Below are 15,183 nucleotides of genomic sequence, written 5' to 3' on the forward strand. Positions count from 1 at the left end.
GGACTTGTCCGGGTCGGGCCGTGTTGTTTTTGAGCGGAGCGCGCGCACTTCCCCCACGCATCCCGCCCCCCACACACACCGCTCATCCTGAGCCTGTCGAAGGATGGGAGGCCTCGCGCCACGCCTCAGGGGGCTTCGACAAGCTCAGCCTGAGCGGGATGGGATGGGATGGGCGGAGCGGTGGTGTGCTGGAGAATGATGTTTCCTCCCACACCACGTCATCCTGAACTTGTTTCAGGATCCATCGGGCAGCCAATGCCGAGGCGTGGCCGGTCGCGCCGCCCTCTCGGCCATAATCTCCAGCACCGCGCTATCGGCACGATGGACCCTGAAACAAGTTCAGGGTGACGGTCGGACGGGGGACCTTTTCCGGATCACCGTCACCCCAGCGAGGGGAAACGACCGCAACGCCAACGCATCCACAACACCGCTCCCACGCGCCTCAACCAGCCCCAATCCACCCAATTTGCGCCCAAGCGCATTTTCCGAACGATTATAAACCGTCACGTCGCACGGACCCGCTTGACTTGGCCTGCCCGTACGGCATGACCTCTCGCCGATGGACCTGACCCTTACCGCTATCCTCCTCGGCATTGTCGAGGGCCTCACCGAGTTTCTGCCGGTCTCCTCGACCGGGCATCTCATTCTCGCCACCGAATTGTTCGGCTTCGACGCCGCGCAGTGGGCGACGTTCAACATCGTCATCCAGCTGGGCGCGATCCTGGCCGTGATCGTGCAGTTCTGGCGCACGTTCTGGGCGGTGGGCGCGGGCCTGCTCAAGCTGGACCCGGTGTCGATCCGCTTCGTGCGCAACGTGCTGCTGGCCTTCCTGCCCTCCGCTGTGCTGGGCCTGTTGCTGAAGCACTATATCGAAGGGCTGCTGGGCCAGCCGATGGTCGTTGCCTGGGCGCTGATCGTGGGTGGCATCGCCATCCTCGGCATCGAGCGCGTTGCCAAGCCCGGCGCGCCCAGCGGCGTGGCGCAGCTTCCCGCCGCCACGTGCCTTGGCGTCGGCCTCGCGCAGTGCCTTGCCATGGTCCCCGGTGTCAGCCGCTCCGGCGCGACGATCATGGGGGCGCTGGCGATGGGCGTTGAGCGACGCACTGCCGCAGAATTCAGCTTCTTCCTGGCCGTGCCGACAATGCTGGGCGCAACCACGCTGGAACTGCTCGGCGCGCGTCACGAACTGATGGCGGGCACCGGCCCGGTCGGCTGGACCCAGATCGGCATCGGCTTCGCGGTTGCCTTCGTGGTGGCTCTGGTGGTCATCAAGGCGTTTATGACATTTGTAAGCCGCTCGGGCTTTGCGCCTTTTGCTTGGTATCGTATTGTAGTGGGCGCGCTCGCGGTGTTCCTTCTCTCGCGGGTCTGAACAAAGGGCTGACCGAATATGGCCGAGGACAAGAACAAGAAACTCGGTCGCAAGGATTACGAAAACCTGCTTGAGCCCATGCTTGAGGAACTGGTCGGCATGGCCCGCTGGGCCTCGACCACCGGTGTGCGCCTCGTCGTCCTGTTCGAGGGGCGCGACACCGCAGGGAAGGGCGGGGCGATCAAGGCGGTCTCCGGCCAGCTCAACCCCCGCCAGTGCCGCACCGTCGCCCTGGGCGCCCCCAGTGAGCGGGAGCGCGGCCAGTGGTATTTCCAGCGCTATATCGAACATCTCCCCGCGCGCGGGGAGATCGTGCTGTTCGACCGCAGTTGGTACAACCGCGCGGGCGTGGAGAAGGTCATGGGCTTCGCCACCTCCAGCGAGGTGAAGCGGTTCCTCCAGCAAGTGCCGGTGTTCGAGCGCATGCTGGTGGACGACGGCATCCTGCTGTTCAAGTACTGGCTCTCCTGCGATCAGGACAAGCAGGAAGAGCGGCTGCACGAACGCCTGATCGATCCGCTCAAGCGCTGGAAGCTCTCGCCGATCGATGTTGCCGCGCGTGAGCGGTACGAGGATTACACCAAGGCGCGCGAAACCATGCTGGACGCCACCCACAAGAAGCATGCGCCGTGGACAGTGGTGGACTTCAACGACCAGCGCCTTGGCCGTCTGACACTGGTGCGTGACCTGCTGGACCGCCTGCCCGATACCAAGGTCGATCCGATGACGATCCAGATGGACAAGCTGGGGCACGAGCCTTTCACAGAGAAGTTCGGCGTGCTCAAGCCCATCAAGCCGTTCGACATCGACTGACGGCGGAGGGGTCGCGGTTCGGAAAGCCCGCAAAGGGGCATCCGAATCACTCCCGCCCCTTGACTCTGGGGCGTATCTACCGCAAGGGGCCCAGCCTTGAGGGACGGCCTGGTTGCTGTCCCTGTGCTTTTCAACGACACGCCGGCCTGCCAGGGCGGCTGAAACGAGAGATACAGGAAACCGCCATGGCGAAGCCCGCAACCGTCAAGATCCGTCTTGTCTCGACCGCCGACACCGGCTTCTTCTACGTCACGAAGAAGAACCCGCGCAACACGACCGAGAAGATGAACTTCCGCAAGTACGATCCCGTCGTGCGCAAGCACGTCGAGTTCAAGGAAGCCAAGATCAAGTAAGCAACGGGTTCCGGTCCGAATCGGAACCTAATGCTTCAGGTGCGGTTCAAGGCTGTGAACCCAATGGGAGCCTTATGACCCGCACCTTCAAGATCTTTCGCTCTTGCGTTGGCGCGGCCGCTTTGGCCGCGCTTTCCGTTCCTGCCTTCCTTCCGGCAAGCACTGCGCTGGCGGCATCGCCCGCCGAGCAGGAGCAGCTTGACCAGGCCGTGGCTGCGCTTCGCGCGATCACGACGGTCAAGGCCGACTTCGTGCAGACAGACCGCAACGGCCAGTCGGTCCGCGGCCAGCTCACGCTCAAGCGCCCCGGCCGGATCCGCTTCCAGTACGAAAAGAGCGCCCGCCTGCTCATCGTCGGAGACGGCAAGGCGCTGACCATGGTCGACTATGCGGTCAATCAGGTTCAGCGTTGGCCGATCGGCAACAGCCCATTGGGCGCGCTGCTTGACCCGAATCGCGATGTCGCGAAGTTCGGCACGGTCCGCCCGACCGGCAATCCCAATGTCATCTCGGTGGAAGTGCGCGATCGCGGGCACCCCGAATACGGCATCATCACCCTGATCTTCACGCGCAATTCGGCCGCGCCCGGCGGGCTGGAGCTGAGCTACTGGGTGGCGCTCGATTCGCAGAATCAGCGCACCACGATCGCGCTTTCCAACCACCGCTACGGTGTTCCGGTGACGGACAACGATTTCCGCTGGACCGACCCGCGCCCCGCCTCGCGGCGCTGAGGAACTCGTCGATAGGGGGAAACGCTTGGTCGGGATTTGCCCCCTCAGAGCGACAAAGTGCGACAGAATCCTTCAGTTCGTTCACTTGGCAGCAAGCCAAGAGTACCTACATAGGAATGGTCAGAACGGTTCGAGGCGGGTTTCCCCCCTGTTGCCCACGCCTCCTGAGTGAGCCGCTCTGATATTAGCGTGACGAACGCTTACAGGAACCCTCGGTCCTCTGCCCCCGGACCGAGGGTTTTTGTTTGTGTGGCTGTGGTTCGGCCCATGCCGGGCTGCGAACGGCACTGTTCTGCGCTTCCGGTGCTCACGGCCATCAAGGCCGCTCCGCTCCGGTTCTCGAACAGCACCATTCTCGCTCCGGCCTGAACCAAACCACAGCCACACAAGCGCTGCGTCATTTCGCGAATCTGCCAGCGATCGATCGAACCAAAACACCGTCGCCCCCGCGAAGGCGGGGGCCCCGCTTCCTTTTTTCTTCCCCGACCGCCCATGCGTCATGCGCACCTCTGGCAATTCGCGGGTGGCATCCCTAAAGCCAAGCCCATGAAAATTGCCACCTGGAACATCAACTCGGTCCGCCTGCGTCTCGATCAGGTAGAGCGTTTCCTTACCGAGCAGGCCCCCGACGTCCTCTGCCTTCAGGAGATCAAGGTCGCCGAGCATCTCTTCCCGCACGAGATGTTCGAACGTTTGGGCTACACCCACCGCGCGATCCATGGGCAGAAGGGCTATCACGGCGTCGCCACCGTCTCGAAAGTGCCCTTCACCGAATTCAGCCGCCACGACTGGCAGGACAATGGCGAGGCCCGCCACGTCGGCGTCGAGCTTCAGGGAGCAGGGCAGGGCCTGATCCTCGAAAACGTCTATATCCCCGCCGGCGGCGACATTGCCGATCGCACGGTCAATCCCAAGTTCGGCCAGAAGCTGGACTTCCTGGAGCGCATGACGCGCTGGGCGGACAAGATTGACCGGCCCACGCTGATCGTCGGCGACTTCAACATCGCCCCGCTGGCATCGGACGTCTACGACCACAAGGCATTGCTCAAGGTCGTCAGCCACACGCCGATCGAGGTCGAGACGCTCACCCGCTTTCAGGATGCGCACGGCTGGGTCGATCTCGGCCGCCAGTTCATCCCCGCGCCGGAGCGTAATTACTCCTGGTGGTCCTACCGCAGCTACTGGCGCCAGAAGGACCAGGGCCGCCGTCTGGACCACATGTGGGCCTCCCCCGACCTTGCCAAGCAGGCGCGCGCTCACAGCTTCGTCGAGGAAACCCGCCGCTGGGAGCAGCCGAGCGACCACGTGCCGCTGATTACCGAGTTCGAACTCTGAGCGAGCAGGGCTCTTCCCGCCACGTGGCGCTGGCGCTCGATGCGCTGCGCCATGGCTGGCCGATCCGGGTGGGCGACCATTCCGTGCTGCTGCCTGCCGAAACCGGCTTCGCGCCCGGCGTGACCGCGCCGCGCATGCTGATCTCGGCGGCGCGGGCGGTGACGCTGAAGCTGGCCAACCAGCGGGAGGCGGCCGTGCCCGAGGCGCCGGTACTGATCCGCGCGGCAGAGCCGTTCGATCTGGCCGCAGCACGCGCCATTGCCGATCCTGCGCTCGATCTGGTCCATCCCATGAAAGGCCCGTTCGCGGCCGAACATATCGACGATGGCGAAGCGGCGCGTACGGCGATGGAACTGGCACGGCTCGCCGGGATCCTGCCTGCCTTCCTTGTCGCGCCGGAGCCGGTGGGCGAGGCGCAGCCCGTCTCACCCGCGGATCTTGCGGCGTGGAAAGACACCGGCAACCTCGTGATCGCCTCGCGCGCGCACTTGCCCGTGGCGGCCGCCGAGGATGCCGAGATCGTCGCCTTCCGCGCGCTCGACGACTTGCGCGAGCATGTCGCATTGGTGATCGGCACGCAGGACGGCGACCGTGCGCCTCTGGTGCGGCTCCATTCCGAATGCCTGACCGGCGACATCCTCGGCAGCCTCAAGTGCGACTGCGGCCCGCAGCTGGACGCGGCGCTGCGGGCAATGGCGGACGAGGCGGCGAACGGCGGCTGGGGCGTATTGCTCTATCTGCGGCAGGAAGGGCGCGGCATCGGCCTCGTCAACAAGCTGCGCGCCTATCAGTTGCAGGATCAGGGCTTCGACACGGTCGATGCCAATAACCGCCTGGGCCTGCCGACAGAGGCGCGCGACTTCCCGGTGGCGGCGCGGATGCTGGACCTGCTGGGCGTTCACGCGATCCGGCTGATGACCAACAACCCGGCCAAAGTCGCCGCGCTGGAAGGTGTGGGCGTGACGGTGAGCGAGCGCGTGCCGCACAAGCTGCCGCCCAACCCGCACAACGCTCGCTATCTGGATACCAAGCGGGACCGTACGGGGCACATTCTCTAGCGATCACGCGGATTTGCGGGCTGGGGGCTTAGCGATAGAGCCATCGCCATCCGGATCGGTGGTCACAACCCGCCGTAACAAACGAAAACCCCGTCGCCCCCGCGCAGGCGGGGGCCCCGCTTCCTTGAGGCCTCAGTGGCGGACGCAAAGAAAAGCGGGATCCCCGCCTTTGCGGGGATGACGGATTTGGGGGAATGAGGGTTCTCGGTCGCTGTCGGAATGACGGTGGCGCCACGCCTGCCGCTCAGGCGACTGCCTTCAACTTACCCACCATGTCCCGTTCCTCCGGACGCAGCGTCAGCACCGAAACGCCCGATGCCGTAACCGCCACGGTGTGCTCGAACTGCGCGGAAAGCGAGCCGTCCTGCGTCACCACAGTCCAGCCGTCGGCCTCGGTTCTCACGCTCCGCCGACCGCGATTGAGCATCGGCTCGATGGTGAAAACCATCCCTTCGCGCAAGGTGAGCCCGGTCCCCGGCTTTCCGAAGTGCAGGATCTGCGGATCCTCATGCATCTCCCGGCCAATGCCGTGCCCGCAATATTCGCGCACTACCGAGTAGCCATGGCGCTTGGCATGGCGCTCGATGGCCCAGCCAATATCCCCCAGCCGCGCGCCCGGGCGAACGGTGCGGATGCCCGCCCACATGGCTTCGTACGTAGTCTGAACCAGCTTCCGGGCGGCCGGATGCACGTCCCCAACAAGGTAGGTCTTGCTGGAGTCCGCAATGTAGTCGTTCTTTTCGAGCGTGATGTCGAAATTGACGATGTCGCCGTCCCGCAGAACGTCCGATTGCGAGGGAACGCCGTGGCAGACCACGTGGTTCACCGAGGAATTGAGCACGAAGCCGTAGCCGTACTGGCCCTTGCTCGCGGGACGGGCCTTCAGGTCGTCGACGATGAATCGCTCGACCATTTCGTCGATCTGAAGGGTGGACTTGCCGATCAGCGAGGTCCGGTCCAGCAGTCCGAAAACCGATGCCAGAAGCTGGCCGGCTTCCGCCATGAGCGCCAGTTCCCAAGGGGCCTTCGTCATGCGTCGATCAAGCCCGGCGGCGGGGCGGCCACTCCGGCCGCATTGAGTTCACGCTCCATGATTTCCGAGAAACTCAGCGTCGGATTGGTCTCGCACAGCATGCCGACCTTGATCCAATAGGCAGCCTGCGCGTTGATCGAGCGGCACGATATCTTGCTTGTCCGGCGCAGCTGATCATGCAGATCGTCATCTATGTTTACGATGCCCATGGGCCTCCATATACGATTCGTATATGGAGCGTATATGATCCGTAGAGTGAATTGCCAAGTGCGGCATGGGCAAATGGATCCGCTTGTGCAGGCTGGTGCGCACTTCGTAAAATGGGCGCCGCCGCGATCCGCGCGATGCGGGGGACGCGCAAGCTGCCAGGTTCGTCAGGCAACCGCAGTTCGGCCGCCCGCCTTGACCCTGGCGAACAAGGGACATCGCCATGTATGTCGTCGTGAACCGCGTGAAGGTCAAAGGCTCGTTCAAGGACGCCTCAAGCCAGGCGGAGGCGGGCTTGCTGCCGATCCTCCGGCAGAGCCCGGGATTTGTCGGCCGCTACAATATCGATGCCGGGGACGGCGTGGGGGTGGGGATCACCGTGTTCGAATCCGCCGGGCACTGGGCGGCGGCGGTCCCGGCGATTGCCGACTGGGTGGGGAAGCACATCTATCCGCTCTACGAGAGCGAACCCACGATGACGTGCGGGGATCTCATCTACTCCGAAGGCCCGGACCTGTCGGCGTTGCTGCGATAGGCGCATCGTTCGGTTGGTGAAAAAGCCGGGGCGCGGGCGGGTGTGGGGTAGGGAACCCGCGCCCCGACAGCCGTCGTCAGGGGACCATGAAGATGATCGTGCCGACAACGGCGGCTGCCGCACCCACGAAGAACGCCACTTTGCCGATGTCTCTCGGTTTGAAGCGGTCGTGGTGTTCGGTGCGGTAGGTTCGGAATTGCTCGGCGATCGCGGGATCTCCGGCCAGTAGGCCAAGGTCGAGCGCGGTGGCCTTGCGGGTGAACAGGTGGTTGAGTTCGGCCAATTCGGCCTCGTCGAGGGCGGGATAGCCCTTCAGCAGCGCCGCGATGCGATCGCGGGCGTCGGTTTCTGTAGCGGACATGAAATTGGATCCTGAATCAGCATTCGGTGTGGACGCGCGGGAGCGCGCCCGATGGAAAGCGGATCAGGCGAAGGGCGGTGCAGTGCTGTCGGGCAGGCGGGCCGGGTGCGAGCGCGGCGGCGGTCCGCGCGCTTCGAAGTGCAAGCGCGGGGTGCTGGCGGGCTCTGCGGCAGCGAGGTGCAGCCGCTCGGTTTCGACAACCACCGGCGGAGGCGGGGGCGGTGTCGGAACCTGCTGCGTGACGGAAGTGTCTCCGCGCCGCTGCGAGGCGAGCGCGAGTTCCATGGTCGCGGCGCTGAACGCCGAACCGTGGATGCGTTCGAGGGGCGCGCGAATCGGCTCGCCTGCCTGAAGGCCGATCGCGGCCAGCAGGAGCACCGCCCAGAGGCGGAAGCGCAGGAGAGAGGAAATCGCGGTTCCCATAGGCCCGAGCTAGTGCTTCGGCGGGCGCGGCGCAAGTCGGGCGGGTGAAGCGGCGGGTGCTCGCGCGCGCCCGCCGCCCCGTTTTCAGAGCGTCAGCGCTACCCGGCCGTCGATCTTGCCGTGGCGCAGCGCGTCGAGCACATCGTTCACGTCCTCCAGCGGTCGCGCGGCGACTCTTGCTTTCACTTTGCCTTGCGAGGCGAAAGCGATGGCCTCGTCCAGATCGCGGCGGGTGCCGACGATCGAGCCGCGAATGGTGATGCGCTTCAGGACGACGTCGAAGATCGGCGTCGGGAAGTCGCCCGGTGGCAGGCCGATCAGGCTGACAGTGCCGCGTCGACGGGCGCAGGCGATGGCTTGCGAGAAGGCCGGGGGCGATACGGCCGTCACCAGCACGCCATGCGCGCCGCCGCCGGTCTCGCGCGTGACTTTCGCGATCAGTTCGGGATCGGTGGCATCGAAGGCGAGGTCGGCGCCGAGGTCCCGCGCCAGCTTCAGCTTCGATTCGCCGATATCGATGCCGATCACGTGCAGGCCCATGGCCTTGGCATATTGCACCGCCACGTGGCCGAGCCCGCCGACGCCGGAGCAGACCACCCACTCGCCGGGCCGCGCCTCGGTTTCCTTGAGGCCCTTGTAGACGGTGACGCCCGCGCAGAGGATCGGCGCCATCGAGACGAAATCGACATCGGCGGGCAAGCGGCCGACGAAGGGCGCGGCGGCGATCACATATTCGGCATAGCCGCCGTTCACGGAGTAGCCGGTGTTGGCCTGCTTCTCGCAGAGCGTTTCCCAGCCGGTCTCGCAATATTCGCAGGCGCGGCAGGCGTGGTGCAGCCACGGCACGCCCACCGCGTCGCCTTCCTTGAGATCGGTGACGCCTTCGCCCAGCGCGACGACATGGCCCACGCCCTCGTGCCCCGGGATCAGCGGCAGCGCCGCCTTGACCGGCCAGTCACCGTCGATGGCGTGAAGGTCGGTGTGGCACACGCCGCTGGCGACCACTTTGACGAGCACTTCGCCGGGGCCGGGGGTGGGGATGGGCACTTCCTCGATCGTGAGCGGGGCCTTGTATGCCCGCGCGATCGCTGCGCGCATGGTCTGCATCGGATCTGCTCCTTGCTTTCGCGCCGCGAGGGGGGATTCGCGGGCTTCGGAAAACGCCGGGCAGCTTCGTCTTGGAAAGGCTGCGAAAATCAGGCCCGGGCAGGCTGCGACCCATTCGCTAACATTCTTAGGTCAAGGGACAGGCAAGGCAACAGCAATGGGCGAGGCGCCGCATGGCGGGCGGTCCGGAGTGTTTCAACCTTGCGACAGATGACCCGGGGGATGCCGATAAATTCGGGTTCCGTTATTGGGAAGACCTATTTTCCGCCCTGAAATCCAGCCCGTCGTCCCCGCGAAGGCGGGGATCCCGCTTCTTTAGCGTGGTCCGAGACGTCGCAAGGAAGCGGGGCCCCCGCCTTCGCGGGGGCGACGAAGCGATGAAGCCGGCGTTTACGGTTCGGGCACTGCCATGCACGCGCCTTGGTCGGACGGGGCGTCAGCGCTTCTCGAACGCGACGAGACCGGGGCCGAGGTTGTTGGCACCCAGCTTGATTGCATCGCCCGACCAGTCGGCCACGAACGCGCTCTTGCGGTCCAGTCCCGGCACGAAGCGTGCATTGTTGCCGTCCACCACCAACCCTTGGGACGTGTGGTTACGATGCTCGGCTGCGACGGCGATGAAGGCGGAGTAATTCTCCTTGTCGCGGCCCTGTACGAACCAGTTTCCGGCGATGCGCCCGGTGGCGCCGTCGGGAAGGTCGATCATGTAATTGGTGCCGTGCCCGGCCGAATCGTCGAAGCTGCTGCCGGTCACATCGATCCGCGCCGCGCGGCTTTTGAGGTAATGCCCACCTGTGCCCGCTTCGAAGCGGCTGCGCGTGACGGTCAGGGCGCCGTAGTTGCCGACATAGATCGAATGCGCGCAGCCCGAGCCTTCGCAAGTGCCGAGGCGGCTGAACGTGGACTTGTCGATGACGACGGTGCCTTGCGGGTCCTCGCCGGTGAGCAGGCCCTGCTCGCTGTCACGGAACCATGCCTGCGAAACGGTGAGGTCGCCGTGTTCAAGCCGGATGCCCGCGCCGTTCTTGTCGCCCACGCGAATGTTGGCGAAGACCATGCCGTCCACATGCGCGCCGCGCCCGCGCAGTACCAGCGCCGCCTTGTCCTCGCAGGCGACGCCGTCGAGGATCGACTGGCCGGGGACGGAGGCCTGATAGGTGATCTCACCCTTGGCCTGCACCGCGCAGTCGGCAAAGCGCAGCGAGGCGAAACGGATGGTGCCGCGCCCATCGCCGATGGCATCCACTGCGTCCTGCAAACGGGCGTAGCTGCGTCCGGTTTCGGCCACCGTGTAGGGCGCGGTCGTAGGCGCATTCTGGGCCTGCGACGCCGAAGCGGGCAGGGCGACGAGCGGCAGGATCGCAAGCGCGATTCGGGCGATACGGTTCATGGAGGCGAGCCTAGCGACTTGCGCGAAGGTTGGCGCAAGTCACTTTGGCAGCGTCTCTTTGCGGGACAGACGGATTGAAAGCCCTTCGTTTCGGGTTTCTTTGCACCGATCAGAGATCAGGACGTAGGCTGGTGTTCCGGAATGTCTGTGCCGAACACCCATTCGGCAAAAAGCGCATGCAAATCGCGACCGCTGGCAGCTTCCATCGCGCGTTCGAGATCGATGCTGGTGACCGTTCCGCCCGCATGGGTGCGGCTATAGCGGCGCAAGCCGGACCAGAATGCGTCATCGCCCAGCGAGGTGCGCAGGTGCGCCATGAACAGGGCGCCTTTGCTGTATTGGATCGCCCGCCGCGTACCCAGATTCGGGTAGCTGCCGTCCCACGCCAGCGGCTTGTCGAAGCCCTTGGCCCGCGCCCCTTCCAGCCGCTTCCGCGCGATATCGAGTTCGGCGTCGTAAGCCGCGCGCCCGTATCGATGCTCCTTCCACGCGGCGGTCATGAAGGTCGTGATCCCCTCGTTGAGCCAGAAATCCTTCAGCGTTGCGCACGTGACGAGGTTGCCCCACCATTGATGGCTGAGTTCATGGACAATGGCCCAATCCTCGGCGGGATCGTTGTCCGTCGTCGGCAGGGCATCGACGCCGAGGACCGAATAGGTCGCCGCTTCCTGCGCTTCGTCGCCCTCGACCAGAAGCTGGACATATCCCCGCTCTGGAAGCGGCAGGCCGGCCTTGTCGGAGAGGAAGGCGACCATGTCCGGTGTCGCGGCGAAGCGCCGCTTCAGATCCGCCGCATCGACGGTGTCGCTCAAATAGGTAAGGTCGGCCGATCCGGCCTTGTCGTCCGCTCGGGAAAACCGCCCCATGGCAAAGCCGTAGAGATAGGCAGAATAAGGCCGGGATGCTCTCCAGGTGTGGATTTCGGTGCCATCGGGCCCCAGCCGCTTTCCCGTCATGCGGCCGATCGAAAGCGTCTCCATTCCCGCCGGGACACGCAGGTTCAGCGTAAAATCCGCCTTGTCGCCAAATCGGTCCTGCGGGCAGATCATCCAGTCGCATGCGAAGTAGCTGGTGTAGAGCAAACCCGATGAGCCCGCGAACCCTCGGGCAGGGCGGCCATGATAGGATAGCTCCAGCTTGACGTCGCGTCCGCGCCGGAGCGGCCTTGGCAGATCGAAGTCGAGAACCTTGCCGTGCAAAGCCGATGCGACGGGAATGCCATCGAGAGTCGCAGTTTCGATGGTCAGGGCGTTGCCCGAGAAACCAAGGTGCCGAATGCCATCGACAGTCGCCCGCAGCGTGATCGTCTCATGTCCGGCAACTGTCCCATTCAGAAGGTCCGGTATCAGCGCAAGATCGTAGCGGGTAACGTCGAAGCCCTCGCCGGGCGCACTGTCGGCCAGCGCCGGGCTCGCATGAAAAGACGCGATTCCGGCACAAGCCAATGCCACCGCTATTCGGATCGACGGCTCTTTCCGTACGTGCACTAGCTGTTCAATCCCGCTCGCCCCAGCGCCATTTCCAGCCGCCGCGCGTGCGGCGGGCGGCGATGACGAGGAACAGGCCCGTCGCCAGAAGGAACAGGGTGAACGCTCCGGCGCGTCCGCCGATGGTGCCGGTCTTGTCGAGCAGGGCAATACCGCCGAGCACGCCGAAGTAGCAGGCCATCAGCAGCCAGCCCTGCCACGCGATCGGCCAACTGGCACCGTAGCCGAAGCGCTTGGGGGCGAACCACGCGCCGTCCTCTGGAGCCTTGTCCATCATGCTTCATCCTCCTGCTTCGGCGGGCGTCCGCGCTTTGCGGGCTCGCTGGCCGCCAGCTTGACGCCGCGCCGGGCCAGCGCCTCGCGCAGCAGCACTTCGACTTGCGCATTTACCGAGCGGAAATCGGCCGCTGCGCAGCGTTCGAGTGCGGCGTAGAGCGCCGGATCGATCCGCAGCGGAAATGCCTTCTTTCCGGGGCTAGCCATGCTTTTCGGCCGCGCGCGCTTACTGGTACAGCGTGCCGGTATTGACCACCGGCTGGGTGTCCCGCTCGCCGCAGAGCACGACCATCAGGTTCGAGACCATCGCCGCCCGCCGCTCGTCGTCGAGTTCGACCACGTTCTTCTCGGACAGTTGCGTCAGCGCCATTTCCACCATCGAGACCGCGCCCTCCACCAGCTTGCGGCGGGCGCCGATCACCGCCTCCGCCTGCTGGCGGCGCAGCATGGCGCCGGCGATTTCGGGGGCATAGGCAAGGTGGGTGAGGCCGCATTCGTCCACCGTGATGCCGGCGACGCGCAGGCGCTCGATCAGTTCGGTGCGCAGTTCGCCGTTCACTTGCTCATGGCTGCCGCGCAGCGTGGTCTCGCTGTGTTCGACATCGTCGTAGGGGTAGCGCGAACCGATCGAGCGCACGGCCGCCTCTATCTGCACTTCCACGAAGGCCCGGTAGTCGTCGACATCGTAGAGCGCCTGCGCGGTATCGGCCACGCGCCAGACCACGTTGGTGGCGATCTCGATCGGATTGCCGCGCAAGTCGTTCACTTTCAGCTTTTCGGAGACGACGTTGTTCGCGCGCACCGAGATCTTGCGCTTGGCCATCCACGGCCATGTCCAGCGCAGCCCGGCGGTGCGGTCGGTGCCGCGATAGGAGCCGAACAGCGTGACGGCCACCGCCTGGTTGGGCTGGATCATGTAGAAGCCGGAGGCGATCAGCACCGCGCAGACGACTGCGGGCAGGATGAAGGCTAGGAAGCCCAGCACGGTACCGGCCGAAGGTTCGCCGCTGGCGAGCGTGATGACGCTGAACACCACGGCCGCGACCACCGCCAGAAACACCAGCAGCATGAAGTAGCCGCTCATGCTGCCCGCCGGGCATTCCCGGCTCGAATTGATCGGAAGGTGCGACTCGGACATCGGCTGGACTCTCCGGTTAATATGATATCACCTTAATATCGCATTCATGCGAAGGGTCAAACGAATCCCGATCCGGGGTTGAAATCGGAGCGATTCGGTCATAATGGAGCCCCTGCGGGCCGGGCCCCTCTGGCGCGGCGCCTCTTGCGGATGTCTTTCGGGACAGGCCGCCAGCATAGGCGCCACGTGATGTCGGACCGCATCGGGTTGATCCCCGGTGCAGGTTTCGAGTGCCCCCAAGGCCCCTGACAGCTCGGTAAACCGGAGCCACCGTCGGATCACCCGATCGAACCCATACTTGTTCGATAGGGATATCAAGATGACCGACCGTATGTTCCTCCTGCTTGAGCGTTACCAGAAGCTCGACGCCCAGCTGCGCCGTGCTCAGGGCTCTGTGCGTCGCAATCTGTTGGAGATCGTGACGCTGGAGCGAAGGAAATTGAGAATAAGGGCCAGGCTGGCCCGGCTGTTCGTCCCCCCGGCAGCCGTCGCGCCCAGCCTGTAACCCTCGCGCCGGCGCGATGCTCCCCCCATTGTACGCGCCGGCGCCTCCTTCCTTTCCTCAGGGACTGTGACCCATGGAATTCCTGTTTGCTGACTGGCTGGGCACCCCGGCCTGGTTCTGGCTGGCCTTTGCCGGCCTCGTTTTCGTTCTTACCGCCTTCGACCTCGGTTTCCTGCACAAGGAGGACCGGGAGATGGGCATCGCCGAATCGCTCAGGCTTTCGGTGTTCTATATTGCCGTGGCCGTGGCGTTCGGCGGCTGGGTCTGGTGGGCCAAGGGCTCTGCGGACGGCGTGGCGTGGTACACCGGCTACTTCCTTGAGAAGGCGCTCTCGATCGATAACGTCTTCGTCATTTCGATGATCTTCGGCTTCTTTGCGATTGCGCCGAAGTACCAGTACCGCGCGCTGCTCTGGGGCATTATCGCGGTTATCGTGCTGCGCGGTGTGATGATCGCGGGCGGCGTGGCGCTGGTGTCGCAGGCGCACTGGGTGATGTATCTGTTCGCGGCGTTTCTGGTCTTCACCGGCGTGAAGATGCTGTTTTCCGGCGATCACGAGCCGGATGTGGCGAACAATCCCGTGATCCGCTGGATCTCCCGCCACATGCGCGTGACCAGGGAACACCACGGCGAGCACTTCTTCGTGCGCGAGATGGGGGCGGGCGGCCGGATGGTCTGGGCGGCGACGCCGCTGTTTCTAGCGCTGGTGGTCATCAACCTCGCCGACCTCGTTTTCGCGGTGGACTCGGTGCCGGCGATCTTCTCGATCACCACCGACACTTTCATCGTCTACACCTCGAACATCATGGCGATCCTTGGCCTGCGCGCGCTCTATTTCGCGCTGGCGGCGATGGTCCACCGCTTCCACTACCTGAAATATGCGCTGGCCATGGTGCTGGTGTTCATCGGCGGCAAGATGCTGGTTGCCGAACTGCTGCTGGGCGGCGCCAAGTTCCCGCCGTTGCTGAGCCTTGGCGTTACGGTTGGCCTGATCGGCGGCGGTATCGGCTGGTCGTTGTGGAAGACGCGGGGGCAGGCGCCGCACGCCCGGCATTGATG

The 15,183-nt window shown here is 64.8% G+C and carries 19 protein-coding genes; 9 read left to right on the plus strand and 10 right to left on the minus strand.

The genetic code is table 11. From position 1 onward, the window contains the following. Positions 1-559: 559 nt before the first annotated feature. From EDF56_RS15075 to ribA, 6 genes are all read left to right on the plus strand, one after another. Complete coding sequence (locus EDF56_RS15075; protein ID WP_132388840.1) at positions 560-1,372, plus strand: undecaprenyl-diphosphate phosphatase; 813 nt, start codon at positions 560-562, stop codon at positions 1,370-1,372. An 18-nt stretch (positions 1,373-1,390) separates the two neighbouring features. Then, positions 1,391-2,185 (plus strand): polyphosphate kinase 2, encoded by a 795-nt coding sequence (gene ppk2 / locus EDF56_RS15080; protein WP_132388842.1) that lies wholly within the window; start codon positions 1,391-1,393, stop codon positions 2,183-2,185. A gap of 185 nt (positions 2,186-2,370) precedes the next feature. Further along, entirely contained in the window at positions 2,371-2,538 is a 168-nt protein-coding gene (gene rpmG / locus EDF56_RS15085) for a 50S ribosomal protein L33 (RefSeq protein ID WP_039391223.1), read from the plus strand. A gap of 74 nt (positions 2,539-2,612) precedes the next feature. Next, positions 2,613-3,269: an outer membrane lipoprotein carrier protein LolA gene (locus tag EDF56_RS15090; RefSeq protein ID WP_132388844.1), complete on the plus strand. Its 657-nt coding sequence runs from the start codon at positions 2,613-2,615 to the stop codon at positions 3,267-3,269. A 546-nt stretch (positions 3,270-3,815) separates the two neighbouring features. Beyond that, positions 3,816-4,604 (plus strand): exodeoxyribonuclease III, encoded by a 789-nt coding sequence (gene xth, locus EDF56_RS15095; RefSeq protein WP_132388846.1) that lies wholly within the window; start codon positions 3,816-3,818, stop codon positions 4,602-4,604. Then, on the plus strand, positions 4,601-5,662 hold the full coding sequence (ribA, locus tag EDF56_RS15100; protein ID WP_132389550.1) for a GTP cyclohydrolase II: 1,062 nt from the start codon (positions 4,601-4,603) through the stop codon (positions 5,660-5,662). The genes xth and ribA overlap by 4 nt, the downstream gene beginning before the upstream one ends. Before the next feature lie 244 nt (positions 5,663-5,906). On the opposite strand, the gene map is transcribed toward ribA, so the two are convergent. After that, positions 5,907-6,695, minus strand: coding sequence for a type I methionyl aminopeptidase (map, locus tag EDF56_RS15105; RefSeq protein ID WP_132388848.1), 789 nt, complete (start codon positions 6,693-6,695; stop codon positions 5,907-5,909). Then, positions 6,692-6,904, minus strand: coding sequence for a ParD-like family protein (locus EDF56_RS15110; RefSeq protein WP_132388850.1), 213 nt, complete (start codon positions 6,902-6,904; stop codon positions 6,692-6,694). The genes map and EDF56_RS15110 overlap by 4 nt, the downstream gene beginning before the upstream one ends. A 221-nt stretch (positions 6,905-7,125) precedes the next feature. On the opposite strand from EDF56_RS15110, the gene EDF56_RS15115 reads away from it, so the two are divergent. Next, the gene (locus EDF56_RS15115) at positions 7,126-7,437 is read left to right on the plus strand and encodes a hypothetical protein (protein WP_132388852.1); all 312 of its coding nucleotides are present in this window, start codon (positions 7,126-7,128) and stop codon (positions 7,435-7,437) included. A gap of 76 nt (positions 7,438-7,513) precedes the next feature. Here EDF56_RS15115 and EDF56_RS15120 read toward each other — a convergent pair whose 3' ends face one another. From EDF56_RS15120 to EDF56_RS15155, 8 genes are all read right to left on the minus strand, one after another. Then, the gene (locus tag EDF56_RS15120) at positions 7,514-7,798 is read right to left on the minus strand and encodes a hypothetical protein (RefSeq protein WP_132388854.1); all 285 of its coding nucleotides are present in this window, start codon (positions 7,796-7,798) and stop codon (positions 7,514-7,516) included. A 63-nt stretch (positions 7,799-7,861) separates the two neighbouring features. After that, entirely contained in the window at positions 7,862-8,221 is a 360-nt protein-coding gene (locus tag EDF56_RS15125; RefSeq protein ID WP_132388856.1) for a hypothetical protein, read from the minus strand. A gap of 84 nt (positions 8,222-8,305) precedes the next feature. Further along, positions 8,306-9,328: a zinc-dependent alcohol dehydrogenase gene (locus EDF56_RS15130; protein WP_132388858.1), complete on the minus strand. Its 1,023-nt coding sequence runs from the start codon at positions 9,326-9,328 to the stop codon at positions 8,306-8,308. Positions 9,329-9,764: 436 nt separating this feature from the next. Then, positions 9,765-10,718, minus strand: a complete 954-nt coding sequence (locus EDF56_RS15135) for a right-handed parallel beta-helix repeat-containing protein (RefSeq protein WP_132388860.1) — start codon at positions 10,716-10,718, stop codon at positions 9,765-9,767. A gap of 116 nt (positions 10,719-10,834) precedes the next feature. Next, positions 10,835-12,169: a M1 family metallopeptidase gene (locus EDF56_RS15140; RefSeq protein WP_243652620.1), complete on the minus strand. Its 1,335-nt coding sequence runs from the start codon at positions 12,167-12,169 to the stop codon at positions 10,835-10,837. A 43-nt stretch (positions 12,170-12,212) separates the two neighbouring features. Beyond that, the gene (locus EDF56_RS15145) at positions 12,213-12,482 is read right to left on the minus strand and encodes a hypothetical protein (protein ID WP_132388862.1); all 270 of its coding nucleotides are present in this window, start codon (positions 12,480-12,482) and stop codon (positions 12,213-12,215) included. Continuing rightward, complete coding sequence (locus tag EDF56_RS15150) at positions 12,479-12,688, minus strand: toxin-antitoxin system HicB family antitoxin (protein WP_132388864.1); 210 nt, start codon at positions 12,686-12,688, stop codon at positions 12,479-12,481. Before EDF56_RS15150 ends, EDF56_RS15145 begins: the two co-directional genes overlap by 4 nt. Before the next feature lie 19 nt (positions 12,689-12,707). Next, entirely contained in the window at positions 12,708-13,619 is a 912-nt protein-coding gene (locus EDF56_RS15155; RefSeq protein ID WP_132388866.1) for an SPFH domain-containing protein, read from the minus strand. A gap of 319 nt (positions 13,620-13,938) precedes the next feature. Here EDF56_RS15155 and EDF56_RS15160 point away from each other — a divergent pair, with 319 nt between their 5' ends. Next, on the plus strand, positions 13,939-14,124 hold the full coding sequence (locus EDF56_RS15160) for a DUF465 domain-containing protein (protein ID WP_132388868.1): 186 nt from the start codon (positions 13,939-13,941) through the stop codon (positions 14,122-14,124). Between the two features lie 73 nt (positions 14,125-14,197). Beyond that, positions 14,198-15,181 (plus strand): TerC family protein, encoded by a 984-nt coding sequence (locus tag EDF56_RS15165; RefSeq protein WP_132388870.1) that lies wholly within the window; start codon positions 14,198-14,200, stop codon positions 15,179-15,181. The last annotated feature ends 2 nt before the right edge of the window (positions 15,182-15,183 follow it).

The organism is Novosphingobium sp. PhB165, from assembly GCF_004341845.1.
Lineage (GTDB): Bacteria > Pseudomonadota > Alphaproteobacteria > Sphingomonadales > Sphingomonadaceae > Novosphingobium.

Excerpts from the sequence above, each read along its gene's own strand:
- EDF56_RS15075 (WP_132388840.1), top strand. The coding sequence starts at position 560 with ATGGACCTGACCCTTACCGCTATCCTCCTCGGCATTGTCGAGGGCCTC.
- ppk2 (WP_132388842.1), top strand. The coding sequence starts at position 1,391 with ATGGCCGAGGACAAGAACAAGAAACTCGGTCGCAAGGATTACGAAAAC.
- rpmG (WP_039391223.1), top strand. The coding sequence starts at position 2,371 with ATGGCGAAGCCCGCAACCGTCAAGATCCGTCTTGTCTCGACCGCCGAC.
- EDF56_RS15090 (WP_132388844.1), top strand. The coding sequence starts at position 2,613 with ATGACCCGCACCTTCAAGATCTTTCGCTCTTGCGTTGGCGCGGCCGCT.
- xth (WP_132388846.1), top strand. The coding sequence starts at position 3,816 with ATGAAAATTGCCACCTGGAACATCAACTCGGTCCGCCTGCGTCTCGAT.
- map (WP_132388848.1), bottom strand. The coding sequence starts at position 6,695 with ATGACGAAGGCCCCTTGGGAACTGGCGCTCATGGCGGAAGCCGGCCAG.
- EDF56_RS15110 (WP_132388850.1), bottom strand. The coding sequence starts at position 6,904 with ATGGGCATCGTAAACATAGATGACGATCTGCATGATCAGCTGCGCCGG.
- EDF56_RS15115 (WP_132388852.1), top strand. The coding sequence starts at position 7,126 with ATGTATGTCGTCGTGAACCGCGTGAAGGTCAAAGGCTCGTTCAAGGAC.
- EDF56_RS15120 (WP_132388854.1), bottom strand. The coding sequence starts at position 7,798 with ATGTCCGCTACAGAAACCGACGCCCGCGATCGCATCGCGGCGCTGCTG.
- EDF56_RS15125 (WP_132388856.1), bottom strand. The coding sequence starts at position 8,221 with ATGGGAACCGCGATTTCCTCTCTCCTGCGCTTCCGCCTCTGGGCGGTG.
- EDF56_RS15130 (WP_132388858.1), bottom strand. The coding sequence starts at position 9,328 with ATGCAGACCATGCGCGCAGCGATCGCGCGGGCATACAAGGCCCCGCTC.
- EDF56_RS15135 (WP_132388860.1), bottom strand. The coding sequence starts at position 10,718 with ATGAACCGTATCGCCCGAATCGCGCTTGCGATCCTGCCGCTCGTCGCC.
- EDF56_RS15145 (WP_132388862.1), bottom strand. The coding sequence starts at position 12,482 with ATGATGGACAAGGCTCCAGAGGACGGCGCGTGGTTCGCCCCCAAGCGC.
- EDF56_RS15150 (WP_132388864.1), bottom strand. The coding sequence starts at position 12,688 with ATGGCTAGCCCCGGAAAGAAGGCATTTCCGCTGCGGATCGATCCGGCG.
- EDF56_RS15155 (WP_132388866.1), bottom strand. The coding sequence starts at position 13,619 with ATGTCCGAGTCGCACCTTCCGATCAATTCGAGCCGGGAATGCCCGGCG.
- EDF56_RS15160 (WP_132388868.1), top strand. The coding sequence starts at position 13,939 with ATGACCGACCGTATGTTCCTCCTGCTTGAGCGTTACCAGAAGCTCGAC.
- EDF56_RS15165 (WP_132388870.1), top strand. The coding sequence starts at position 14,198 with ATGGAATTCCTGTTTGCTGACTGGCTGGGCACCCCGGCCTGGTTCTGG.